Source organism: Candidatus Galacturonatibacter soehngenii, assembly GCF_008830185.1.
GTDB lineage: Bacteria > Bacillota > Clostridia > Lachnospirales > Lachnospiraceae > Lachnotalea > Lachnotalea soehngenii.
The window spans coordinates 117,543-142,649 of the sequence record NZ_WAGX01000007.1; the positions used below are offsets into that span (position 1 = coordinate 117,543).

The 25,107-nt window shown below is 36.5% G+C and carries 22 protein-coding genes; 19 read left to right on the plus strand and 3 right to left on the minus strand.

Annotated features, from left to right (window positions below):
* From F7O84_RS15305 to F7O84_RS19055, 5 genes are read left to right on the plus strand one after another with little or no spacing between them, the layout of a single operon-like run.
* Positions 1-1,023 carry a glycoside hydrolase family 130 protein gene (locus tag F7O84_RS15305; RefSeq protein WP_151147232.1) on the plus strand — a complete coding sequence of 341 codons (1,023 nt, stop codon included), beginning with the start codon at positions 1-3 and terminating at the stop codon, positions 1,021-1,023.
* Positions 1,024-1,047: 24 nt separating this feature from the next.
* Entirely contained in the window at positions 1,048-2,217 is a 1,170-nt protein-coding gene (locus F7O84_RS15310; protein WP_151147235.1) for an AGE family epimerase/isomerase, read from the plus strand.
* Positions 2,217-3,401 (plus strand): glycoside hydrolase family 130 protein, encoded by a 1,185-nt coding sequence (locus F7O84_RS15315; RefSeq protein WP_151147237.1) that lies wholly within the window; start codon positions 2,217-2,219, stop codon positions 3,399-3,401. Before F7O84_RS15310 ends, F7O84_RS15315 begins: the two co-directional genes overlap by 1 nt.
* A 42-nt stretch (positions 3,402-3,443) precedes the next feature.
* Positions 3,444-5,162: a phospho-sugar mutase gene (locus F7O84_RS15320; RefSeq protein WP_151148090.1), complete on the plus strand. Its 1,719-nt coding sequence runs from the start codon at positions 3,444-3,446 to the stop codon at positions 5,160-5,162.
* Between the two features lie 26 nt (positions 5,163-5,188).
* Entirely contained in the window at positions 5,189-5,335 is a 147-nt protein-coding gene (locus F7O84_RS19055; RefSeq protein ID WP_192451787.1) for a hypothetical protein, read from the plus strand.
* Between the two features lie 55 nt (positions 5,336-5,390).
* On the opposite strand, the gene F7O84_RS15325 is transcribed toward F7O84_RS19055, so the two are convergent.
* The gene (locus F7O84_RS15325) at positions 5,391-5,963 is read right to left on the minus strand and encodes a TetR/AcrR family transcriptional regulator (RefSeq protein WP_151147240.1); all 573 of its coding nucleotides are present in this window, start codon (positions 5,961-5,963) and stop codon (positions 5,391-5,393) included.
* Between the two features lie 175 nt (positions 5,964-6,138).
* On the opposite strand from F7O84_RS15325, the gene F7O84_RS15330 reads away from it, so the two are divergent.
* Together F7O84_RS15330 and F7O84_RS15335 are read left to right on the plus strand one after the other, a co-directional pair.
* Complete coding sequence (locus tag F7O84_RS15330) at positions 6,139-6,840, plus strand: ABC transporter ATP-binding protein (RefSeq protein WP_151147243.1); 702 nt, start codon at positions 6,139-6,141, stop codon at positions 6,838-6,840.
* Positions 6,841-6,853: 13 nt separating this feature from the next.
* Entirely contained in the window at positions 6,854-10,306 is a 3,453-nt protein-coding gene (locus F7O84_RS15335; protein ID WP_151147246.1) for an FtsX-like permease family protein, read from the plus strand.
* Positions 10,307-10,425: 119 nt separating this feature from the next.
* On the opposite strand, the gene F7O84_RS15340 is transcribed toward F7O84_RS15335, so the two are convergent.
* Entirely contained in the window at positions 10,426-11,814 is a 1,389-nt protein-coding gene (locus F7O84_RS15340) for a M56 family metallopeptidase (RefSeq protein WP_151147249.1), read from the minus strand.
* Positions 11,807-12,193 carry a BlaI/MecI/CopY family transcriptional regulator gene (locus F7O84_RS15345; RefSeq protein ID WP_330578807.1) on the minus strand — a complete coding sequence of 129 codons (387 nt, stop codon included), beginning with the start codon at positions 12,191-12,193 and terminating at the stop codon, positions 11,807-11,809. The genes F7O84_RS15340 and F7O84_RS15345 overlap by 8 nt, the downstream gene beginning before the upstream one ends.
* Before the next feature lie 454 nt (positions 12,194-12,647).
* Between F7O84_RS15345 and ulaG the strand changes: the two genes are divergently transcribed.
* From ulaG to fsa, 12 genes are all read left to right on the plus strand, one after another.
* Entirely contained in the window at positions 12,648-13,751 is a 1,104-nt protein-coding gene (gene ulaG / locus F7O84_RS15350; RefSeq protein ID WP_151147254.1) for an L-ascorbate 6-phosphate lactonase, read from the plus strand.
* A 16-nt stretch (positions 13,752-13,767) separates the two neighbouring features.
* Positions 13,768-14,226, plus strand: coding sequence for a PTS sugar transporter subunit IIA (locus F7O84_RS15355; RefSeq protein ID WP_151147256.1), 459 nt, complete (start codon positions 13,768-13,770; stop codon positions 14,224-14,226).
* A 16-nt stretch (positions 14,227-14,242) separates the two neighbouring features.
* Positions 14,243-15,730, plus strand: a complete 1,488-nt coding sequence (locus tag F7O84_RS15360) for a PTS ascorbate transporter subunit IIC (protein WP_151147258.1) — start codon at positions 14,243-14,245, stop codon at positions 15,728-15,730.
* Between the two features lie 20 nt (positions 15,731-15,750).
* Positions 15,751-16,053: a PTS sugar transporter subunit IIB gene (locus tag F7O84_RS15365; protein WP_151147260.1), complete on the plus strand. Its 303-nt coding sequence runs from the start codon at positions 15,751-15,753 to the stop codon at positions 16,051-16,053.
* A 179-nt stretch (positions 16,054-16,232) separates the two neighbouring features.
* On the plus strand, positions 16,233-17,015 hold the full coding sequence (locus F7O84_RS15370; RefSeq protein ID WP_151147263.1) for a DeoR/GlpR family DNA-binding transcription regulator: 783 nt from the start codon (positions 16,233-16,235) through the stop codon (positions 17,013-17,015).
* A 57-nt stretch (positions 17,016-17,072) separates the two neighbouring features.
* On the plus strand, positions 17,073-17,939 hold the full coding sequence (locus F7O84_RS15375; RefSeq protein WP_151147265.1) for an L-ribulose-5-phosphate 3-epimerase: 867 nt from the start codon (positions 17,073-17,075) through the stop codon (positions 17,937-17,939).
* On the plus strand, positions 17,940-19,001 hold the full coding sequence (locus F7O84_RS15380) for a hypothetical protein (RefSeq protein WP_151147267.1): 1,062 nt from the start codon (positions 17,940-17,942) through the stop codon (positions 18,999-19,001).
* Between the two features lie 290 nt (positions 19,002-19,291).
* The gene (locus F7O84_RS15385; RefSeq protein ID WP_151147269.1) at positions 19,292-20,368 is read left to right on the plus strand and encodes a GntR family transcriptional regulator; all 1,077 of its coding nucleotides are present in this window, start codon (positions 19,292-19,294) and stop codon (positions 20,366-20,368) included.
* Between the two features lie 49 nt (positions 20,369-20,417).
* The gene (gene araA, locus F7O84_RS15390; protein WP_151147271.1) at positions 20,418-21,914 is read left to right on the plus strand and encodes an L-arabinose isomerase; all 1,497 of its coding nucleotides are present in this window, start codon (positions 20,418-20,420) and stop codon (positions 21,912-21,914) included.
* Between the two features lie 25 nt (positions 21,915-21,939).
* Entirely contained in the window at positions 21,940-23,538 is a 1,599-nt protein-coding gene (locus F7O84_RS15395) for a xylulokinase (RefSeq protein ID WP_151147273.1), read from the plus strand.
* 37 nt (positions 23,539-23,575) lie between these two features.
* The gene (gene araD / locus F7O84_RS15400; RefSeq protein WP_151147276.1) at positions 23,576-24,265 is read left to right on the plus strand and encodes an L-ribulose-5-phosphate 4-epimerase; all 690 of its coding nucleotides are present in this window, start codon (positions 23,576-23,578) and stop codon (positions 24,263-24,265) included.
* A 127-nt stretch (positions 24,266-24,392) separates the two neighbouring features.
* The gene (gene fsa / locus F7O84_RS15405) at positions 24,393-25,046 is read left to right on the plus strand and encodes a fructose-6-phosphate aldolase (protein ID WP_151147278.1); all 654 of its coding nucleotides are present in this window, start codon (positions 24,393-24,395) and stop codon (positions 25,044-25,046) included.
* Positions 25,047-25,107 lie beyond the last annotated feature (61 nt).

The window sequence follows — 25,107 nt, forward strand, 5'->3', positions numbered from 1 at the left end:
ATGAATAACATTAAAATTTTAAATTCTAAAGTACCTAACGTACCATGGCAGGAAAAACCACATAATATAACAGGGGCACCTATTTGGAGATATAGCAATAATCCTATTATTGGAAGGAATCCTGTTGAAGGAGTAGCAAGAATCTTTAATAGTGCAGTCATTCCTTATCAAGATGAATTCGTAGGTGTATTTCGTGGAGAACAGACAAATGGAATACCATATATCTATATGGGAAGAAGTAAGGACGCGATTCATTGGGAGTTTGAGAAAGAGAAAATACAGTTTACAGATGAAGATGGAAATGAATTTATGCCTGTGTATGCTTATGATCCAAGACTTGTGAAGGTTGAAGATACATACTATTTAATCTGGTGTCAGGATTTTTATGGTGCAGCAATCGGAATGGCAAAAACAAAAGACTTTAAATCATTTATACGAATTGAAAACCCATTTCTTCCATTTAATAGGAATGCGGTTTTATTCCCTAGAAAAATACGTGAAAATTTTGTATTGCTATCCAGACCAAGTGACAGTGGGCATACTCCATTTGGAGACATATTTTTATCGGAAAGTCCAGACATGATATATTGGGGAAAACATCGCCACGTTATGGGAAAAAGTAGTATGTGGTGGGAGTCTTTAAAGATTGGAGGCGGAGCTGCTCCGATTGAAACAAGTGAAGGGTGGCTTTTGATTTACCATGGTGTAAGTGGAACGTGTAATGGATATGTTTACAGCATTGGAGGAGCTATTCTGGATATTGACAATCCCTCCATTGTGAAATATCGTTGTGAAAATTTTTTGCTCACCCCAGAAGAATGGTATGAGGAAAGAGGATTTGTACCAAATGTAACTTTTCCATGTGCGACAATTCATGATAGTGAAACAGGTAAAATTGCAATCTACTATGGTGCGGCTGATAGCTATGTTGGGCTTGCGTTTGCATATGTTGATGAACTGATTTGTTATATCAAAGAACATAGCAAGGTATCTGTAACTGATACAGAAATAGGAGTTCGTTAATCTAATAATAAGGAGATTAATAGCATGAGTCTAAAAGAAGAAGTAAAACAACATCTGGAAGAAAAGATTATTCCATTTTGGAAAGGGCTTAGAGACGACGATTTTGGAGGATATTATGGTTATATGGATTTTAACCTGCAAGTTCAGAAAGAATACGAGAAGGGTTGTATTTTAAATAGTCGTATTTTATGGTTTTTTTCAAACGCATATACTGCGTTGGGAGATACCACATTATTAGAAGAAGCCAATCATGCTTTTTACTATATGAAAAATGTCTTTCTTGACAAAACGTATGGAGGTGTTTTTTGGTCTGTAACTTATGATGGAAAAGTTGCAGATAGCACGAAGCATACTTATAACCAAGCGTTTGCAATCTATGCGCTGGCGTCTTATTATGAAGCCTCAAAAGATAAGAGTGCATTGGATTTTGCTTATCAATTGTTTGAACGTCTGGAAACTACCTGCGTGGACCAATATGGATACCTAGAGTCATTTACACAAGACTGGAAGCCTGAAAGTAACGAAAAATTATCCGAAAATGGACTGCTAGCAGACAAAACAATGAATACGCATTTACATATTCTAGAAGCCTATACGCAGTTATATCGAGTGGGAAAAGAAAATAAGGTGAAAAAAAGATTAGAAGAAATCCTTAGAATATTTAAAAATAGAATTTATAATCAAGAAAAAGTTCGACTGGAGGTCTTTTTTGACGAGAAGTTCCATACGATTTCTGATCTTTATTCCTATGGGCATGATATAGAAGCTTCTTGGCTGTTGGATTACGCCTGTGACGTCGTACAAGAAAAGAATCTGGTGAAGGAAACAAAAGCGTATACGACAGCATTGGCTCATGCAGTATACAAGAATGCCTTAAATGGCGATGGCTCGATGAAAAATGAAAAGTTTAAAGGAATCGAAGATCAAAGTAGAATCTGGTGGGTACAGGCGGAAGCAATGGTAGGTTTTTACAATGTATACCAAAAGACTTTTGATGAAAAGTATTTAATAGCAGTACATAAGTTGTGGGAGTATGTTAAAGAGAATGTAGTGGATAAAAGACAAGGAGCGGAGTGGTTTTGGGCTTTGGACAAAGAGGGAAAAGTGATAAAAACGATGCCAATTGTAGAACCTTGGAAATGCCCTTACCACAATGGAAGAATGTGTATTGAAATAATGAGGAGGATTTTGTGATGTTACATAAACAGTTTTATGTGGAACAGAATAAACTAGAGAAGCTAATTGCAAAGAAAAATCAAAAGAGTGAATTCTATAATGGGATTTTTGACAGATACAAAGATCCGATTCTAACAAGAGATCATATTCCGGTTGAATGGAAATATGATTTAAACCCTGAGACAAACCCGTATTTTATGGAACGCTTAGGCGTGAATGCGGTGATGAATTCTGGGGCGATTGAATTAAATGGAAAATTTTATCTTGTTGCCCGAGTTGAGGGAAATGATAGAAAGTCTTTTTTTGCGGTGGCTGAAAGCGACACTGGAATAGATGGATTTCATTTTTGGGATGAACCAATTTTGTTACCAGATACGTGCAAAGAGGAAACGAATGTTTATGATATGCGTCTTACAAAGCATGAGGATGGATATATATATGGAGTGTTTTGTTCGGAAAGCAAGGATACAAAAGAGGAGGATTTATCGGCGGCAGTTGCAGCGGCTGGGATTGTTCGCACAAAAGATTTAAAAAAATGGGAGAGGTTAGATAATCTAATTACATTGCGTTCGCCTCAACAAAGAAACGTGGTTCTACATCCAGAGTTTGTAAATGGAAAGTATGCCTTTTACACACGTCCTATGGATGGTTTTATTAATACAGGAAGTGGCGGAGGAATTGGATTTGGACTTTGTGACGATATAGAGCATGCAGTGATTGAAGAAGAAGTGATTACGAGCATGCGAAAGTATCATACAATTACGGAGGCTAAAAATGGAGCTGGAGCCGTTCCTATCAAGACCAAAAGAGGATGGATTCATATTGCACATGGTGTAAGAAATACAGCAGCAGGGCTTAGATATGTAATTTATGCATTTGCAACCGATATTAAAAATCCTCAACAAGTTATTGCAAAGCCATCTGGTTTGTTAATTGGACCATTAGGGGAAGAACGAGTAGGAGATGTCTCGAATGTTGTATTTACAAACGGCGTGATTGCCAAAGAAAATGGAGATGTTTTCATTTATTATGCTTCTAGCGATACAAGAATGCATGTAGCAACAACTACCATGGATAAACTGATTGATTATGTATTTCATACGCCGCAAGATCCTCTTCGATCAGTAGAGTGCGTAGCGCAAAGAATAGAACTCATTCGTAAGAATCAAGAGTATCTGAAAGAAATATCTAGCTTTGTTTAAAAGATTTATTATAGCATGAGGAGAAAATTGTAAATGAAAGATATGAATGCATTAGAAAAGTATTGGTATTGGCGTAATTCAAAATGGTTAGATGAAGATTCAAAAAAAGAACTAATAAGCATTGAGGATAATAGAGAAGAAATCGAGGAACGCTTTTGCAAAGAGTTAGAATTTGGGACAGGAGGGTTACGAGGTATTCTTGGAGCTGGAACGAATCGTATAAATAAATATACGGTGCGAAAGGCAACACAAGGATTGAGTCGTTATATCTGTCAACAAAAGGGAGAAAAAAAGGGTGTTGCAATCGCGTATGATTCAAGAAATTATTCGCAGGAGTTTGCGGTGGAAACTGCCTTGTGTCTTAATGCAAATGGGATAAATTCATATATTTTTGAATCGTTAAGGCCAACCCCTGAGCTTTCTTATGCCCTTAGGAAATTAGGCTGCATTGCAGGAGTGGTGATTACAGCAAGTCACAATCCTTCGCAATACAATGGTTATAAAGTATATTGGGAGGATGGCGCCCAAATCACAGCGCCAAGAGATGCAGAAATAATAAATGAGGTAAATCTAGTAAAAGAGTATCAATCAATACAAATTATGAAAAAGGAAGATGCCATCAAAAAAGGTCTGTATCATGTTATTGGAGAGGAAATTGACAAAGACTATATAGAAGATTTAAAAAAGCTGATACTCCATCCAGAAAGTATTTTGAACATGGCATCAAAGTTAAAAATCGTATACACTCCTCTTCATGGGAGCGGCAATAAACCAATCAGGCGAATTTTAGATGAATTAGGATTTAAACAAGTTTATATTGTAAAAGAACAGGAACTACCAGATGGAAATTTCTCGACGGTTAGTTATCCAAACCCCGAGGAACCAGAGGTATTTACACTAGCATTAAAGCTTGCAAGAAAAGTGGATGCAGATATTATTCTGGCCACAGACCCAGATGCGGATCGATTAGGAGTTTATGTAAAAGATAATAAAACTGGGGAATATGTAGCCTTTAATGGAAATATGTCAGGGTTGCTTCTATGTGAATATCAGTTGTACACAAAAAAGAAAAGGGGTATCTTGCCAAAAAACGGAGCAATTATTAGTACGATTGTATCTTCTGATATGGCAAAGAAAATGGCAAAAGAGTATGATGTAACATTGATCGAGACGTTAACAGGTTTTAAATACATTGGGGAACAAATTAAGATATTTGAGGAAGAAAAATCTTTTGAATTTTTATTTGGATTTGAAGAAAGCTTTGGCTGCCTATTGGGAACCTGTGTAAGAGATAAAGATGCAGTTATGACAGCTATGGCAATGTGTGAGGCTGCCGCTTTTTATAAAGAACATAACATGACCCTTGTTGATCAGATGGAGGAAATTTATAAAAAGTACGGATGTTATAAGGAGGATTTATTTACACAGACATTTCATGCTGTTGGGGGAAAAGAGTGGATTGAAAAGTTGATAGAGAGTTATCGAGTAAGTATTCCAAAGGATATTGCTGGTTTTAAAGTTAGGTATATCTATGATTACGAAATAAGAAAGAAATATAATGTAGTAACAAACGAAGCGGAGAAAATATTACTGCCAGCATCAAATGTATTGTATTATGAATTAGAAGATGCATGGTTTTGTATCAGACCCTCTGGTACAGAGCCAAAGATTAAGTACTACATAGGAGTAAAAGGCAGCACCAAATCAGATGCAACTGAAAAAATAAAGCGACTCAAAGAGGCTGTTTTGAGAAAAAATTAAGGGCATTACCTTACATAACAATTAGTGTGATAATTGCATTGTGGTTTACGATGGGAGATGGGGCACCTCCTAATGACAGATATGCATTAATTATATATGGAACGTGGGCATTGGGTGTTTTACATCAGATTACGTTATTATTTAAGCCTAATACAAATAAAATATCAGAATAAAGTTAAAATAAAGCCAGAGATTATATTGCTTAATCTTTGGCTTTTTGGATGTTTGTCAATCTAGATGTGAAGAGGATAAATACATATTTGCACTAAGTAACAAGGTTTCAGTAAGTTGCGTTAACTTATCAATTGGTTCTTTGAATCCGCATTCAAGCCAATGTTCCAAAATAGACACCATGCCACCAGCAATAAAGCGAACCGCATAGGATTCAAGCTCTGCAAAAGCGCCGTTGTGAGATTGGAAGAAATATAGATTTACTGAATCCACATATTCCACATATTTTCTGGTTAAAAGATAAAATAATTCGTCTCGATGAAGAATGGTGAGAAGACGCTTTTCCTTTGCCCAATACTCATAGTAGTGAGTAAATATTTCTAATGGCGGCGTTGTTCTAATGTCAAAAACAGTTTGAAACGATAGAAATAGTTGATCGATGATGTAGTGTATGATATCCTCTTTCGTGCGAAAATTACGGTAGAAGGTCTTTCTGACGAGTCCTGCCTCAAGGCATATTTGTGTAACGGTAATTTCTTTAAAACTATATTGTTCTAATAATCGTAGTAAAGCCTGGGCAATCCACTTTTGAGATTGTAAGGCAACGGTACTTGTTTGTTTTTTATACATAGTGACACATATGCTCCTTTTTGTGTAAGTTAAAAAGAATATCTTGTTTTTTGTTTATGACTAGTATACTATTATTTAGTAGATGACACAAGTGGGACATTTGCTTGTGTTGATTTTGCTATAATGATTTTGGTAAAACAAGTGAAGGATGTAGAAAGGCGGCATTAAGACGGTCATGAGCTATGTAAAAATAATAAATGAATATCGCAGATACCATATGGGTGAGAGTACAATCGTTGCCAATAATGGAATTAATTTTGAAATTGAAAAAGGTGAATTTGCCATAATTCTTGGACCTAGTGGAGCAGGTAAATCAACCGTTTTAAATATTTTAGGTGGTATGGATTCACCAGATGAGGGTAAGGTGCTGGTAGATGGTGTTGATATAGCGACCTATTCTTCAAAACAGCTTACAAAGTATCGCAGAGAAGACGTAGGCTTTGTGTTTCAGTTTTATAATTTGGTTCCTAATTTAACAGCAAAGGAAAATGTAGAACTGGCAACCCAAATATCCCCTGAGGCACTCGATGTGGATATGGTGTTAGAGCAAGTAGGATTAAGTGATAGAAAGTTAAATTTTCCTGCCCAGCTTTCAGGTGGAGAACAGCAAAGAGTTGCAATTGCAAGAGCACTGGCAAAAAACCCAAAACTTTTGCTTTGTGATGAGCCAACTGGAGCGCTTGATTATGAGACTGGTAAGCAGATACTTAAGTTATTACAAGACACGAGTCAAAAGACTGGTACGACAGTAATTGTTATTACGCATAATTCTGCAATCGCGCCTATGGCAGATCGTGTTATTCATATTCACAATGCAAAGGTTAGAAGCATTGAAGTAAATAAGACTCCTATTCCTGTGGAACAAATAGAATGGTAGTAAGGAGCCTGATATGAAGAAGAAAAAAGCATTAACAAGACTTATTTTTCAAGAAATTCTTACCTCCAAGGCAAGATTTATTTCTATTTTATTACTTATCTTAATTGGAGTCTCCTTTTTTTCGGGATTAAATGCATCAGGACCAGATATGTTACAAACTGCCAAACTTTACTTTGAGAACCAAAAGCTGATGGATATACATATTGTATCGACGATGGGACTTGAAGAGGAAGACATTGAAATTATAAAACAGCAAGAAGGCATAGATACATTAGAAGTCGGTTATTCAAAAGATGTTATCACACAAAAGCAAGATAGGCTGTTAAGAATCTTTTCCTATGATGCAGGAAATACCTTGAATCAATTTGAAGTAATCGATGGCAAATTGCCAAGCAAGAGTGGTGAAATCGCTCTTTTGTATAGTGATATGATGACATCTATTTACCAGATAGGAGATATGGTTACCTTCAAACCAGATAGCGAAGATACCGATTTATCCGAGCAGTTTCACAAAACAGATTATAAGATAGTGGGATTTGTCAAAAGCCCGCTGTATATATCCGATAAACAGCTTGGTAGTGGTACGGTTGGGAAAGGGCTTTTAGACGGATTTGGCGTTATTTCGAACAAAGATTTTAATCTGCCTGTGTATACGGATGCCTATCTTACGCTAAAGAGCCTAAGAGGTTTGGATTCTTACAGTTCTCAATATAAGGACATCATTAACGAGTATGAAAAACAAATTGAAAGTTCTTTTGAAACACGAGCCATCACTCGTCTTGCGGATATCAAAGAAGAAGCGAAAGAGACATTAGAGGATGCGAAAAAGAAGGTGGAGGAGGGAAAGCAAGAGCTTTTAGATGGAGAAAAAAAGCTAACCGATGCCAAAGAGAAAATAGAAGATGGCAAAGTTAAACTAGCCGATGGAGAGAAAACGTTAGCGGATGCAAAACAAAAGCTTCTAGACGGAGAAAAAGAGTATGAGGATAATAAAGCTCTTTTTGATGAGCAGATAGCAGACGGTAAAACTCAGCTTGATATCGGAGGCAATCAGCTTGCAAGTGGTCAAAGTGAAATCAATGAGAATCGTAAAAAGGTAGAAGAGGGCAGAAAGCAAATAGCAAAAGGGTTAAAAGAGATTGAAGCAAAGGAAACGGAGCTGACTACGCAAAAGAATCAGTTACAAGCATTCCTTGAGCAGACAAAACAAGTAATAGAAGTTCCTGCTTCTTTTATTCCAACCGATCAACAAAATGCTCTTATTGCGGCAGGAGATTCTATTTCTCTTGGGAATGGTCAGACAGTTGGGGACTTGTGGAGGGCTTATTTTGCTGGGAAAATAGGAGGAGAGACAATTGTTACAACCTTGGAAGGAATCCTATCACAGATAGAAGAAGGAATCAAAACAATAGCAACCACCAAAAGTGAATTGGAGAAAAAGCAAGCAGAGCTTGCAAGTGCCAAAGAGCAATTAGATAAGGCGCAAGAGCAAATCAACAATGGAAATGATACCATCATTGAAAAAACGCGTGAATTTGAGGCGGCAAAAGCAGATGGGGAAGCAAAGTTAGCCGAGGCAAAGCAAAAAATTGAAGATGGCTGGAAGGAATATGAGGAAGGAGTTACAAAGCTAGAAGAAGAAAAACAAAAGCTTTTGGATGCAGAAAAAGAATATGAAGATGGATTGGCAGAGTATCAAGAGAAAAAGCCAGATGCACTGCAAAAGATTGCGGATGCAGAGAAGGAAATCGCAGATGGAGAAAAAGAATTAAATGATTTAAAAGCCCCTACTTATTATGCATTATCAAGGTCTGATAATCCAGGATATGATGAATATGCAGACAATGCAAAAAGACTTTCTGCCCTTTCGTTAGTTTTTCCGGCATTTTTCTTTGCGATTGCGGCGCTCGTTAGTTTAACAACCATTACCAGAATGATTGAAGAACAGCGTGTTCAGATTGGAACATTAAAGGCTCAAGGTTATACAAATTTTGAAATTTCTTTGAAATACTATGTATATGCATTAGGTGCAAGCAGTATTGGAGCGATTTTGGGATTGCTGGGAGGATTTTATGGTATACCCAAAATCATTGTTAGTGCCTACCGTTCTATGTATGATTTGCCCGATAAACAGTTTCATTCCTACTTGTGGATTGCATTAGTGGCAGTAGGCATTTCTGTATTATCAACAGGCATCTCTGTATGGGTTGTACTGCGCCAAGAACTAACAGGAACACCAGCTACGCTGATGAGACCAAAGGCTCCAAAGGTTGGAAAGCGAATATTCTTAGAGCGAATCACTCCGATATGGAATCGGTTAAATTTTGTACAGAAAGTAACCATGAGAAATCTATTTCGTTATAAGCAACGTATGATTATGACCATATTTGGAATTGCGGGTTGTATGGGGCTTATGATAACTGGATTTGGTATCGGGGATTCGATATCTTTGATGTCAAAGTTACAATATAAAGATATAGTAAAGTATCAGGCAATGGTAATATTTGATGAGGATGCTTCAAGCGAAAAGAAAGAGGAAGCAAAAGATGTGATTGAAAAATTGGAAGGCATCGAGGGTTCTATTCTCATTGCTAATCAATTATATAAAGTGAAAAAAACAGGTGTTAATACCCAACAAGTTATGGTGATTGCGCCGTATGATACCGCTCTTTTTTCATCGTATGTAACCCTTCAAAAAAGAGGAAGTACAGATGTATTTGATATTCCAAAAGAGGGAGCAGTAATTACGGAGAAACTATCCGACTTGTTTCAGGTAAAGGTTGGTGACATACTTACATTAACGGATTCTGACAACCAGACCTTTGAGGTACCAGTTGCCAAAATAACAGAAAATTACGCGGGACACTTTATTTACCTATCGCCTAAGACGTATGCTGATTGTTTAGGGGAGGGTGAAATTACCTTTAACGGTGCTCTGCTTCGCTACAATCAAAGTCCAGAGTGGGAGGATCAGCTTGCCAATAAGCTAAATCAATACAAAGGAATACTTGCAATATCGTATAATACTTCAATGATAGGAACGTTTGATGCAACTATGGATAGTTTAAATACGGTAGTATTGGTAATTGTAATAGCAGCAGCAGTGCTTGCTTTTGTAGTGCTTTATAACTTGACCAATATTAATGTATCAGAACGTATCCGTGAGCTTTCAACGATAAAGGTACTTGGATTTTATGATGGTGAAGTAACCATGTATATCTATAGGGAAAATATTATTTTATCCTTGTTTGGTATCTTTTTTGGAAGCTTTTTAGGAAAAATATTGCATTATTTTGTATTAAGTACAGCGTCTTTAGATAATATGATGTTTAGTTATGTCTTAAAAACATCGAGTTATATTTATGCTGGAATCTTAACGATACTATTCTCCTCCTTGGTTATGTGGGTGATGCATAATAAATTAAAGCATGTAGATATGATTGAGGCATTAAAATCAAATGAATAATATAATTACAGATTAAAGTTAGACAGATAAAGCGAATAGCCCGGTTAAGTGTACTGGGCTATTGCTTATGAAGCTAGATTGATTTATATAATAAAAAATGTAAATGAAACATTTACGAATCAAAATTTTAAATCAGATTTTTTTATGTAACCAGTATAATCGCCGCATTTCACTTTTGCAACGGTAGTTGTGTTTGAACTATCAATCACTTGAATTGATGCACCTTTTAAAGTCCAAAAGACTAGACTTGAGTTAGAACAGTCGGAAGAAGAATAAAAACCATTCTTTTTGTGTTTGGTAGTTGCAATAACTGCTTCTCTCATAAAGGAATTACTAGGGTTAGTTACCATAGGAATACCATCCTCATCATAAGTAATAATCATTTCTGGAAAATCGTTTTCATCAAAATCGTTACTATATTTTATGGAAAACGATTCTGCCATCTCTTTTTCAATCTCTTCATTTGTTTTGATGACAAGAAAGCTAGACTTCCAATTGTTGGAAGTGTTCATAAACTCTTCGGAATTAGCAGCAAAGGCTATTTTGGTACTTAAAGTTAAAATAAAGCAAATACTAAGTAGGGCAATGCTCATTCGTTTGTTGGAAGTTCTCATAATGAATGAAATTCTGTTTTTCATGTTCTCTTTACCTCCATAAAAAAATGTTGAGAATACAGTGTTTGGTTTTAAAGCTCCATGAGCTACTCGCATAATAACCAAGACGTATTGATATCGAACACTTTCGCTTAGATTTTCTGTTACAGTTTCATCACAAGATATTTCACAAAAATGTGTAAATACTTTCGAGAATAAATAAATGGCTGGATTAAGCCAGTTGATGGCAAGGGATAATATCAATGCGCCTTTAATAAACAAATCTTTTCTTTTGAAATGCACTAATTCATGACTCAGTACAAGTTTTAATTCCTCTGTAGATAAATAAATATCAGGTAGTAGAATTGTTGGGTGCATCAAAGAAATAAGCATAGGACTGGATATGCAGGAGCAGTTCATAAGCTTGATGTGAGATGAAATGCCATAATAAGCCTTTGCCCCATCGAATGTAGCTAACATTTGGTCGTCAATAATTTCGATGCTCCAACGTCTTACGGTCTTTATAAAATATATATATCGAATGATATGGTGTACAAGCACCCCGATAGCACCAATGAGCCATAAAAAACAAATGCTTTGTAATAAAAAAGTATCGTTTCTAGCTATAGTTATATTGTCTCTAGTTTGATTAAAAGATCTTAAAGGCGATACAAATGAATTATGAAGTAATGGGTCTGTTGTATTAAATTCGCGAAAGCTAAACTTCATTGACGCAGGAAGAGTTATGTTTGGTCTGAAGGGAATCAAGTACCCCACAAGGATCACCACTCCTGTATAATAGAATCCCTTTGGTGAATGCTGTTTTTTGGAGAAAGTAACAACTAGTGTATAGAATAAAGTGATGATTGCCATTGCGAATGAACAGTACAGTAGTTGAAATATAAATTTATCCATTTATTCTCCTACACTCCTTTGCCCATTTTGCGAGCTCTGCAATATCCTCATCACTTAATTCTTCCCCATGATATAGCGTGTTAACAAGATTAAGAAGAGAATTTCCGTGGTATTGCTTAACAAAACTTTGTGTTTCAAATTGTAAATATTCAACTTGTCCTATGAGTGGTGTAAAAAACCTTTCTTTTCCTGTCTTTTCGGATTTAAGAAAACCTCGATTTATAAGACGCCCTAGTAAAGTATGGACAGTCTGGAGTTTCCAAACCTTCTCTGAGTGCATATTTAATTCTTTCATTAACATAGTGGAGGTGACAGGAGGAACTAACTGCCAAACCACCTTCATAATGTCAAACTCCGCGTCCGGTAGCTTTTTCATCATAGTCAAACCAATTACCCCCTTTCATTATCGACAATTGTCTTATGAAAATATTATAATATCTGTTTATAAATGTCAATAGGTTGTGTTGTAAATAATTTTTATGCAAATAGGACTCATAAAAATTTGATGATTTCAGAATAAGAAATACTATATAAGCAAATGATAAAAAATATTTTTTTAATTAATAATAGATTACTGCAACAAAACAATCATAAAACAATCATAAAAATAACAAAAAGTTAAGATAACTACATATAAGTGCAATAAAGTACGTATAAATGAAAAATAATTGCATAAAAACAAGTGTTAATTTTCGTTTATATTATACAAAACCACAATTAATGACAAAAAACTATTGTATATGAATAGTATATATGCTAACATATATCATATAAACATAGTAAAACAATCTAAAACGAACATAAAACAATCATAAAATTCAGGAGGTAATAAAATGAGTCGTGTGCAAGAGATAACAAGGGAAAATTGGATTATGAGCACTTTTCCTGAATGGGGAACCTGGCTAAACGAAGAGATTGAAGATGAAGTCATTCAGCCAGGAAATGTAGGGATGTGGTGGCTTGGATGTACTGGGCTATGGGTGAAAACCCCAAATGATTGCAACATCACCATTGATTTGTGGTGTGGGAATGGAAAGAGAACTCATGGGAATGGAAAGATGCAAGTAGGCCATCAAATGGCAAATATGTGCGGTGCCAGAAAAATGCAGCCAAATCTTCGTGCTGTGCCATTCGTTATTGATCCATTCGCAATCAAAAAAGTAGATGCAGTTTTAGCTACCCATTACCACCAAGACCACATGAGTGTAGAGTATGCCGCGCATGTAGTTCAAAGTAAGATGACGACGGTAGATGAAAATGGAAATGAGATTCCAGTTCCATTTATTGGACCAAAGAAATCAGTTGAGTTATGGCTAAAGTGGGGAGTTCCAAAAGAACAGTGTATTACGGTAAAACCTGGGGATGTTATTAAGATGAAGGACATTGAAATTGTAGCACTTGATTCATTTGACCGTACTTGTCTTGTAACAACTGATTCACAAGGGGAAGATAGAGAAGAACTGACAGGAATTTGTCCGACTGATATGGATGACAAAGCAGTAAATTTCTTAATTAAGACACCAGGAGGCAATATTTATCATAGTGGGGATTCTCATTACTCCATTTACTTTGCAAAGCATGGTAAGGATTATGATATTGATGTAGCTTTTGGCTCATACGGTGAAAACCCAGTTGGTATGGCAGATAAAATGACTTCTTGTGATATCCTTCGCATGGCAGAGGCATTAAGGTGCAAGGTAGTTATTCCAATTCATTATGATGTATGGACAAACTTTATGGCAGATGTGAATGAAATCAAGGTGTTGTATGAAATGAAAAAGGATCGACTCGATTATCAGTTTCATCCGTTCTTTTGGGAAGTAGGAGGCAAATATATTTATCCTGCTGATAAGGAAAAGAAAGCATATCACCATCCAAGAGGATTTGAAGATTGCTTTGAGGCACCTCAAAATATTCCATTTCGTTCTTGTCTGTAAGTTTTGGGAGGAGATTATGTTAAAAGAATTTGTAGAAATGAAACATTATAAATTTGCAGAGGAGGCGAGTGACTGGAGAGAAGCCATTAAAATGAGCTGTGAAGTGTTAGAGGCGGATGGAACAGTGGAAGCAAACTATAAGGACGATATCATTGCCTGTGTAGAAAAGTATGGACCATATATTGTTATTATTCCTGAGGTTGCAATGCCCCATTCACAAGAAAATGCAATAGGAGTTCATAAGACAGCCATTAGTTTCATGAAGTTAAACAAACCAGTTCAATTTGATGAAAACGACAGAGAAAAAGATGCAAGGTTATTTTTTACACTGGCATCATGCAATCCAGAGCAACATTTGAATAACATGATGCGTTTATCCGAGATGCTTTCTAATGAGCAGGTGATTGAAGCTTTATTGAAAGCAGAAAATGAAAAAGATTTATTAGAAATCGATAATCGGTATTTAAAGGGTTAATTAGGAGGAGAATGGGATGAGCATAGTGATGAATGTATGGAATTATTTTGCAACAAATATATTGCAACAGCCGGCGTTTATGATTGGTTTAATCGTAATCATTGGTTACATACTTCTAGGAAAAAAATGGTATGATGTATTGGCAGGAGCAATCAAAGCAATTGTAGGCTATTTGATTCTTACGGTAGGTTCTGGAGGACTAGTTTCAAATTTTAGACCTGTATTAGTTGGTTTAAAGGATCGTTTTAATATGGATGCAATGGTAATTGATCCATATTTTGGGCAAAACGCAGTAACAGCTGGTGTGGAAGAGGTGTTTGGAAAAGGCTTTGGTCAGGCAATGATACTTTTGCTAATTGCCTTTATTGTTAACATTTTATTGGTTCGCTTTAGTAAAGTTACAAAACTTCGTGCCTTATTTACAACGGGTCACGTACAGGTACAGCAAGCAGCAACTGCCTATTGGTTAATTATGTTTGCATGTCCATTCTTATTAAATAGTGATATCAAAATGCTTATTGTAATGGCATTGATTCTTGGTTTATACTGGGCGGTTGGTTCTAACCTTACGGTTAAGCCTTGTCAGGAGATGACAGATGGAGCTGGCTTTTGTATGGCACATCAACAGATGTTTGGAGTAGCACTTAACTACTGGCTTGCAGAAAAACTCTTTGGTAAAAAGAAAAATGGAAAAGAAGTGAAAAAGCTTGATGATGTTGAACTACCTGGTTTTATGTCCATCTTTAATGAAAATATGGTATGTACTTCTATCTTAATGCTTGCATTCTTTGGAATTATTCTTGTAATTTTAGGTAAGGATTATTTGGTAGCAAAGGAATTTATGAAGGAAGCAGACAGTATGTTGTTTTATGTAATTAAGACATGTCTTTACTTTTCGGTATACCTTGCTATACTACAATTAGGAGTTCGTACTTTCGTAACAGAATTAACACAGTCCTTCCAAGGAATTGCAAACAAATTACTTCCAGGTTCAATACCTGGTGTTGATTGTGCAGTTATCTTTGGTTTTGGTTCAGCAAATGCAGTTCCACTTGGATTCTTAGCAGGTTTTGCAGGTCAGATTATTGCCATTGCAGCACTGATTGTATTAAAGAGTCCAGTACTTGTTATCTGTGGATTCGTTCCAGTGTTTTTTGATAATGCAACCATAGCGGTGTTTGCAAATGAAAAAGGTGGTGCAAAGGCGGCGCTTATTCTTCCATTTATCTCTGGAATCTGTCAGGTATTTGGTTCTGCAATTATTGCGGGCTGGGTTGGAATGGCAGCCTACGGCGGATACCTTGGCATGTGGGATTGGGCAGTGGTATGGCCTGTAATGACGGCGGTAATGAAGTGCTTAAGTTACTTTGGAATTGCTGCAATCGTAATCGTGATGATTTTAATTCCTCAGATTCAATATAGATTAGATAAAGATAAATATTTCTTAATTACTGAGGACTTTGAAGCATATAAAGAAAAAAAGCAAGTGAAAATAAATAAGTAATTTTTAAAAGGAGAACGTAGATGGCAAGAGAAAATTTAACTTTTTTGGTATGCTGTGCAAATGGCGCAGGCTCTAGCTTAATGATGAAAATGGCTATGCAAAAAGTTTTGGATAAAGTGGGCCTAAAGCCTCAAAAAGTTCACCACTGCGCACTTTCAGAAGGAAAAAGTGCAGCTATGCAGTATGATGTTGTATTTTGCGCACAAAATTTCACAGGTATGTTTAAGGATGCCGAACAAAAGGGAACAAAGGTAATCGGTCTTCGAAACATTATGTCGGCGCAAGAAATTGAAGAGAAGATGAAAGAACATGAATTGATATAAGGAAACAGACAGTGAACGAACGAAAGGGGGCACAAAGAAAGCCCCCTTTGTAAGAAGATTGATATATACTATCTTTTCAAGAGATAAGGTGTAGTTAGGCTTCTGATTGCTATGAAATAAAATGACAACCATATGAAAAACTGATATAATATTTTAAATCAAAAGGGTAGGGGAAGTCTATGAAGAGAGAAAAAATATATGTAGATAATCGAAGAGATAAGATTTTAGAACTTGTACAGTCAAATCCAAATGTAAGGGTTAATGAGTTGGCAGATAAGCTTAGTGTTTCCTTGATTACAATACGTCGTGACCTCCAGTACTTAGAGGAGCAAAAGCTGTTAAAACGAACCCATGGAGGTGCTGTTTTACTAAAAAGTAATACGGTGGTGGAGCCAGATGAGCCAGATGAGGTATCTTATTATAGAAGACTAATTGCAAAGTATGCAGCGACTTTAGTTGAAGATGGTGATTCCTTGTTCATTAATACAAGTAGCAATGCTCTTCAAATGCTTTCGTACGTGGCAGCATCAAACGTAACAGCTATCACCAATAATGGAAAAGTGATTAACAAAGAATTTGGTCCTGGTATTAATGTAATTTTAACAGGTGGGGAGCTTCGTTATCCAAAGGATGCGATGGTAGGTGACTATGCAATTCGAAATCTATCAACGGTATTTGCAAAGAAAGCATTTGTAGGTTGCTCTGGGATTACACCTGATTCTGGAATGATGACAGAGATTGCAAGTGAAGTTAGCGTCAATGAAGTTATGGTGAATCATTCTACAGAGGCAGTCTATGTCATGGCAGACCATACCAAGATCGGAAAACGTAGCAGTTTTATAAGCTGCTCGATTGAAAAGGTAAAGTATTTGATTACAGATGAACTGGCACCAGAAGATATTTTAGATGAGTTTAGAAGTAAAGGTGTTATTGTTTATCAGGTAAAAAAAGAAGAGATTTAATATCGTTTACTGTCTTCATTTCACCAGCATTGATTCGCAAAGGATTTGGAGGCAAGTATGGAAAAAGCATATACATTAGGGCTGTATGAAAAATCCATGCCGTCATCGTTAAGCTGGAGGGAGAAACTGTTGGCGGCTAAGGAGGCTTCATACGACTTTGTTGAAATTAGTATTGATGAATCGGAAGAAAAGTTAAAACGACTGGAGATGTCAAAGCAGGAACGACTTGATCTAGTTCGATTGATGATGGAGATTGGTGTACCCATTCGTACTATGTGTCTAAGTGGTCATCGTAAGTATCCTTTGGGTAGTAATGATGAGGCAGTTAGTAATCGGGGAATGGAGATTATGCGTAAGGCCATTCAATTAGCGGATGATTTGGGGATTCGTATTATACAAGTGGCAGGCTACGATGTATATTATGAAGAATCAAGTCTTGAGACAAAAAAACGATTTTTGAATAACTTAAGGCTATCCGCAAATATGGCAGAAAAAGCAGGCGTTATTCTTGGTTTTGAAACCATGGAAACGGAATTTATGAATACGGTTGAAAAGGCAATGAAATATGTCACTTTGGTAAATTCCACATATCTAAATGTTTATCCTGATATCGGTAATATAACCAATGCTGCATCATCCTATAAAGCAGATGTCTTAGAAGATTTGTATATGGGAAAGGGACGTCTGGTGGCAATGCATTTAAAGGAAACAGCACCTGGTAAATTCAGAGAAATACCTTATGGAGCGGGGCATGTTAACTTTGAAGAAGCGATTAAGGCGGCATGGAGTTTTGGAGTTCGTAAATATGTGGCAGAATTTTGGTATACAGGTAATCCAAATTGGAAAGAGGATTTGATTTCTGCTCATCAAAGACTTAGTACGATACTTGATAAGCAAGAAATGGAAAGCGAAAGGGCAATATAGATGAAATTTAACATTGAAAAGAAATCGATTTATTCTTTGGATAAATGCTATAGTATTGCACCTCTTTTTTATCAAAATAAGGAATATTTTTTAGTAGCCGCAGAAAAGGTGAATGAATGTGTCTTGTTTGATATGGAGGGTAATGTAAGAGACGTTATCTGGAAGGAACCAGGTGGAACGATGAGTATGGTACAGATTCCAAATAGTGATGGGCAATTTTTAGCAACGCAAAAGTTTTATTCACCAAATGATTCCAAAGAGGCAAAGATTGTAATTGTAACTGCAAAAGAAGGGGGTAAGTGGGAAATTGAAACATTGGTAGAACTTCCGCATGTCCACCGATTTGATATTGTTGAAAGAAATGGTGTCCATTATCTGATTGCGTGTACGTTAAAATCAGGTCATGACTACAAAGAAGACTGGTCACAGCCTGGTAAAGTATATGTGGCAGAACTTCCAAAGGATTTAAGTGGATTTTCGATTGACAATCAACTTAAACTTACCGTATTAAAAGAGAATATGCTTAAAAATCATGGCTATTATCGCGTTGTCGATGAAGGAGTTGAGACAAGTATTATCTCTGCTGAAAATGGAGTCTATCAGTTTATCCCACCAAAAGACAAAGAGGGAGAATGGGAGATAAAAAAACTTCTTGATTCACCTGCAAGTGATGCGGTTTTGGTTGATTTAGATGAAGATGGCGAAAAAGAACTTGTAGTACTTTCTCCATTTCATGGAGACCAAATTCGAATATACCAAAAGCAAGAAGGTAAATATCATTTAACATATGAATATGAAAAAAGAGCAAAATTTCTTCATGCAATTGGTATTGCTGTAATCGCAAAGAAACCAGTATTAATTCTAGGTCATAGGAGTGGAGAGCAGAATTTGATGTTGTTTCGCTTTGACCAAGAAAAAAAGGAATATCAAATGCAGTTAATTGACTCTAATTGTGGTTCTGCAAATGTATCGATTTTTTATAAAGATACAAATATGATCTTAATTTCTGCAAACCGTGAAACGAATGAGGTTGCCTTATATCAGATTGGGGCAGATTCATAGAGAAAAAAGGAGCCAACGTGTCGTTTGCACAGGCTCCTTTTCTCACTTTATACGAGAAAAATAAGAATTAATTTATTGTGAAACACCTTTTATGTACAAATAGTCGAAAAAAGAATACAAATTTTAAAAATAAGTAAGAATTTGTATTGACAAGTTGTGCGTCTGTATTATATATTTTAGATATGAAATACGTTTTATAAGATATATATTTGTGAATATCTAATAAAATGTATTGAATATAAATACAACTAGAGATAACTTGACCGTACAAGTTTCTTCGGGAGGCAAAAATGACGCAACAGCCAAAATATAAGACAATCGTTGACTGGGTAAAAGCGCAAGTAGAAGGCGGAAGAATTAAACCCGGAGAAAAACTGAATTCTGAGAATGAATTGGCAAATTTATTTCAGATGAGCAGACAGACAGTAAGGCATGCAATCAGTGAGTTAGAAAAGGAACATATCATTGAGAGACGCCAAGGAAGCGGAACTTACATTAGCAATGTATTTCATCCTAAAGTAGAAAATACCATGAATATCGCAGTCATAACAACTTATGTAGATGACTACATTTTCCCAAGCATCATAAAGGGCATGGAAGAAGTGATTTCAGAAGCAGGCTACACACTTCAAATTGCATTTACGCATAATAGTGTGGAAAAAGAATATAGCGTGATTAAGAATATATTGGATCGCAATATGGCAGACGGTATTATTATAGAACCGACCAAAAGTGCCATTCCAAATCCAAACGTAGCCTTATATCAAGAAATGATGCAAAGGCAAATACCTGCAATCTTTTTTAATAGCTATTATTCAGAAATCAATCTGCCATATGTGTCATTAAATGATAAAGAAGCAGGTTACCTTGCAACAAAACATTTGATTGAAGCAGGGCATGAAAGAATTGCTGGTATTTTTAAATCGGATGATAGACAAGGACATTTGCGATATGCCGGTTATGTAAAGGCGTTATCGGAAGCAGGACTTCGATTATACGATGAAAATGTACTTTGGATTGATACGCAGGATGTAAGAAACCTTTCCTTAGAACAAAGAAGAGTGTTAAAGCGTTTAAAAGATAGTACTGGATGTGTTTGTTATAACGATTTGGTGGCACAAGAAATTGTAGCAATATGTAGCAAACAAGAGATTAGAATTCCAGAGGATTTATCAATGGTAAGTATTGACAATTCTGATATTGCAAAGAACTGCAAAGTACCCCTTACGTCACTTTCTCATCCAAAAATAGAGCTTGGTAAGATGGCAGCCAATCGTCTCATTCAGATGATACGAAATAGGACAACGGTGGAAAGCTTTGAGTTTACACCTGAACTTACGACTCGAAAGTCTGTCATAAAACGATAAAAGTAGCAAGTAGACTAGCATTACTTGTCAAATAAAAGGAGGATTAACAATGAAAACAGGAAAGCAGTACAAATTTTGGTTTGCAACTGGTTCACAAAGTCTTTATGGAGATGAGTGCTTAAGAGAAGTAGCAGAGCATTCTAAAATAATGGTAGCGGGACTAAATAAGTCTGGCATCTTACCATTTGAAGTAGTATTAAAACCGACCTTAATTGATAACGAATCCATTCGTAAAACCTTTAATGATGCAAATGCAGACGATACGTGTGCTGGCGTTATTACATGGATGCACACTTTTTCACCAGCAAAATCATGGATTCTTGGACTACAAGAGTATAGAAAGCCATTGCTTCATTTACACACACAGTTTAATCAAGAAATTCCATATGATTCGATTGATATGGATTTTATGAATACAAACCAGTCCGCTCATGGTGACAGAGAGTTTGGTCACATTGTAAGCCGTATGGGAATTGAACGAAAAATTATTGTAGGATTCTGGGATGACAAACAAGTACAAGAAAGAATTGCTTCTTGGATGAGAACTGCAATTGGTTTGATGGAGAGTAGCCATATTCGTGTACTAAGAGTAGGCGATAACATGAGAAACGTAGCCGTAACCGAGGGAGATAAGGTAGAAGCTCACATTAAGTTTGGCTGGGAAATTGATGCATATAATATTACAGACATTGCAGAATATGTAAATGCAGTATCAGAAGGTGATATCAACGCTTTGGTAGAAGAATACTATGACAAGTATGAAATTCTATTAGAAGGCAGAGATGCAGGAGAATTTAAAAAGCATGTTGCAATACAAGCTGGAATTGAAATTGGATTTGAACGCTTCTTAACCGAAAAAAATTATCAGGCAATTGTAACCAACTTTGAGATGTTAGCAGGACTAAAGCAATTACCAGGACTTGCTATTCAGCGCTTAATGGAAAAAGGCTACGGCTTTGGTGGAGAAGGCGACTGGAAAACAGCAGCAATGGTTCGATTGATGAAGATTATGACAGAAGGAGTGAAGGATGCAAAGGGAACTTCCTTTATGGAGGATTATACCTACAACCTAGTTCCAGGAAAAGAAGGAATTTTACAAGCTCATATGCTTGAGGTGTGCCCAAGTATTAGTGCGGTAAAACCAGGAATTAAAGTATCACCTCTTTCCATGGGCAAACGTGAAGATCCAGCACGTCTTGTATTTACTTCAAAACCAGGTAAAGGTATTGCAACTTCATTGGTTGACCTTGGTAATCGTTTCCGTCTTATCATCAATGAAGTAGAGTGTCTTGATCAAAATATTCCAATGCCAAAATTACCGGTTGCATCTGCATTCTGGAAACCAGAACCTTCTCTTTCAACAGGGGCAGAGGCATGGATATTGGCAGGTGGAGCGCATCATACGGCATTTTCTTATGATTTGACTACTGAACAGATGGTAGACTGGGCAGCAGGTATGGGAATTGAAAGTGTAGTAATTGATAAAGATACTACAATTCGTAATATCAAAAATGAGTTAAGATGGAATTCCATTGCATTTAGATAATCAAATAAATAAGCAGAGGTATGATATGGAGAAAAAAGCAAAGGCAATCGAATGTATCAAAGAGGGAAAAGCAGCGCTTGGAATTGAATTTGGTTCAACGCGCATTAAGGCGGTTTTAATTGACGAAGAACATAACCCGATTGGAAGCGGAAGTTATGAATGGGAAAATAAGCTAGTAGATGGAGTCTGGACTTATGATGAAGAAGATATCTGGATAGGACTTAAGACTTGTTATGCAGACCTAAAGAAAGATGTAGCTGCCAAGTATGAGGTAAACATCACCAAGTTAGCAGGTATTGGTATCAGTGCCATGATGCATGGATACTTGGCATTTGATAAACAGGATAAACTTTTGGTGCCATTTCGAACTTGGAGAAATAATATTACAGGAGTAGCGGCAAAAGAGCTTACTGATTTATTCCAATATAATATTCCACAAAGGTGGAGTATAGCCCATCTATATCAAGCAATTTTGAATCAAGAAGAGCATGTTAAGGATATAACATTTTTTACCACACTTGCAGGTTATGTACACTGGAAGCTAACAGGGGAAAAAGTACTTGGAATTGGAGACGCCTCTGGTATGTTTCCAATTGATATGGAAACAAAAGATTATCATGCAAAAATGTTAGAGCAGTTTGACACATTAATCAAAGGCAAAGGATATTCTTTTAGTCTTAAGACAATTCTGCCTAATATTTTGGTAGCAGGCGAAAAGGCTGGAAAATTGACCAAAGAAGGTGCTAAGCTTTTAGATGAAACAGGGAATCTTGAAGCCGAAATTAGTCTGTGTCCACCAGAAGGTGATGCAGGAACTGGAATGGTGGCAACCAATACGGTAGCAAAAAGAACTGGAAATGTATCGGCTGGAACCTCTGTATTTGCAATGATTGTTTTAGAGAAGGAACTTTCAAAGCTTCATGAAGAGCTCGATATGGTGACGACGCCAGCAGGAGATTTGGTTGCCATGGCTCATTCTAATAATTGTACGACAGACTTAAATGAGTGGATTAAGCTTTTTAAGCAATCCCTGGAGGCATTTGGAGTAACCGTAGATAACAATGAGTTATATGGAACTCTTTATAGGAAAGCATTAGAAGGAGATAAGGATTGTGGAGGTCTTTTGTCGTATTGCTATCATTCAGGAGAGCATATGACTGGATTTACTGAAGGAAGACCTTTGTTTGTTAGAACACCTGATAGTAACTTTAATCTTGCTAACTTTATGAGAGTACATCTATATACGTCACTTGGGGCTATGAAGATAGGGCTTGATCTTCTTATGAAAGAAGAAAAGGTAAAGGTAGAAAAAATATTAGGGCATGGTGGTTTGTTTAAAACAAAAGGTGTTGGACAAAAAATACTTGCTGCAGCAACAGGTGTACCAGTATCGGTTATGGAAACAGCAGGTGAAGGTGGAGCTTGGGGTATTGCCTTGCTTGCAGCCTTTATGAGTAATAGAAATGAAGAAACACTTGCAGATTATTTAAGCAAACACGTATTTGCCAATAGTGCATTTGAAGAAGTTGAACCAGATGAGGAAGATGCAAAAGGGTTTGATATCTTTATGAAGCGTTATGTAAAAGGATTAGAAATAGAGAGAGCAGCAGTAAAGAACCTATAAGGTTGACACAAAAGGTAAGGTTAGAAAGGATGCGTTTATGTTAAAAGACTTAAAAGATATGGTCTATGAGGCAAACATGGAATTGCCAAAACGAGGACTTATCACCTATACATGGGGAAATGTAAGTGGGATTGATAGAGAAAAAGGTTTGTTTGTTATAAAACCAAGTGGTGTAGAATATGAGGATTTAAAGCCTGAGGATATGGTAGTAGTGGATTTGGAAGGTAATGTGGTAGAAGGAAAGTATAAACCATCCTCTGATACAGCAACACATCTTGAGCTTTACAAGGCATTTGAAAAAGTCGGAGGAATTGTGCATACACATTCTCCTTGGGCGACCTCATGGGCACAAGCAACAAGGGCGATTCCTTGCTATGGCACCACTCATGCAGATTACTTTTATGGAGCAATTCCTTGTGCAAGAGGCTTAACTGAAGAGGAAATAAATGGAGCATATGAAAAAAACACAGGACTTGTAATCATTGAAACGTTTAAAGGAATCGATCCAATGAGCATACCAGGAGTACTTTGTAGCAATCATGGTCCGTTTACATGGGGAAAAGATGCCAAAGAGGCAGTGCATAATGCCGTTGTATTAGAGGAAGTAGCAAAAATGGCAAGTCGAACGGAACGTTTGAATCCAGAAGTATTACCAGCACCACAAGTATTGTTAGATAAACATTATCTAAGAAAACATGGCGCAAATGCGTATTATGGACAAAATTAAGTTAAATTTATAATAAAATAGTGCTATAAAAATGGTTAGCATTGTAGTAGACGCGGCTATTTCTTAGTGGTAAGCTAAAAAGAACGTAGTATGTTTAACATTGTTAGAAAGAGAGAGGACAAGGTATATGAAATTTTTTATTGACACGGCAAAAGTAGAAGATATTCAAAAAGCAAATGACATGGGAATTATCTGCGGAGTAACAACGAATCCATCTTTGATTGCAAAAGAGGGAAGAGTATTTGAAGAAGTAATTGCTGAAATTGCTGCAATTGTAGATGGACCAATCAGTGGTGAAGTAAAGGCAACGACTCTTGATGCTGAGGGTATGATTCAAGAAGGAAGAGAAATTGCTAAAATTCATCCAAACATGGTTGTTAAAATCCCAATGACAGTAGAAGGGTTAAAGGCTACTAAGGTTCTTAGCAGTGAAGGAATTAAGACGAATGTAACCTTAATCTTTAGTGCGGCACAAGCATTGTTAGCAGCAAGAGCAGGCGCTACTTATGTTTCTCCATTCCTTGGACGTCTAGATGATATTTCTATGCCTGGAATCGATCTTATTCGTAGCATTGCAGATATCTTTTCTATTCATGGTTTAGAGACAGAAATCATTGCAGCAAGTGTACGTAATCCAATTCATGTCATTGACTGCGCTTTAGCAGGAGCCGACATTGCTACTGTTCCATATGCAACACTAGAGCAGATGACGAAACATCCGCTAACGGATCAGGGAATTGAAAAATTCCAGGCAGATTATAAAAAAGTTTTTGGTGAATAAGAATTACTTGTTTTCCTAGATGATAACTTATGTTATAATAAGCCGAAATGTGAAAAACAGT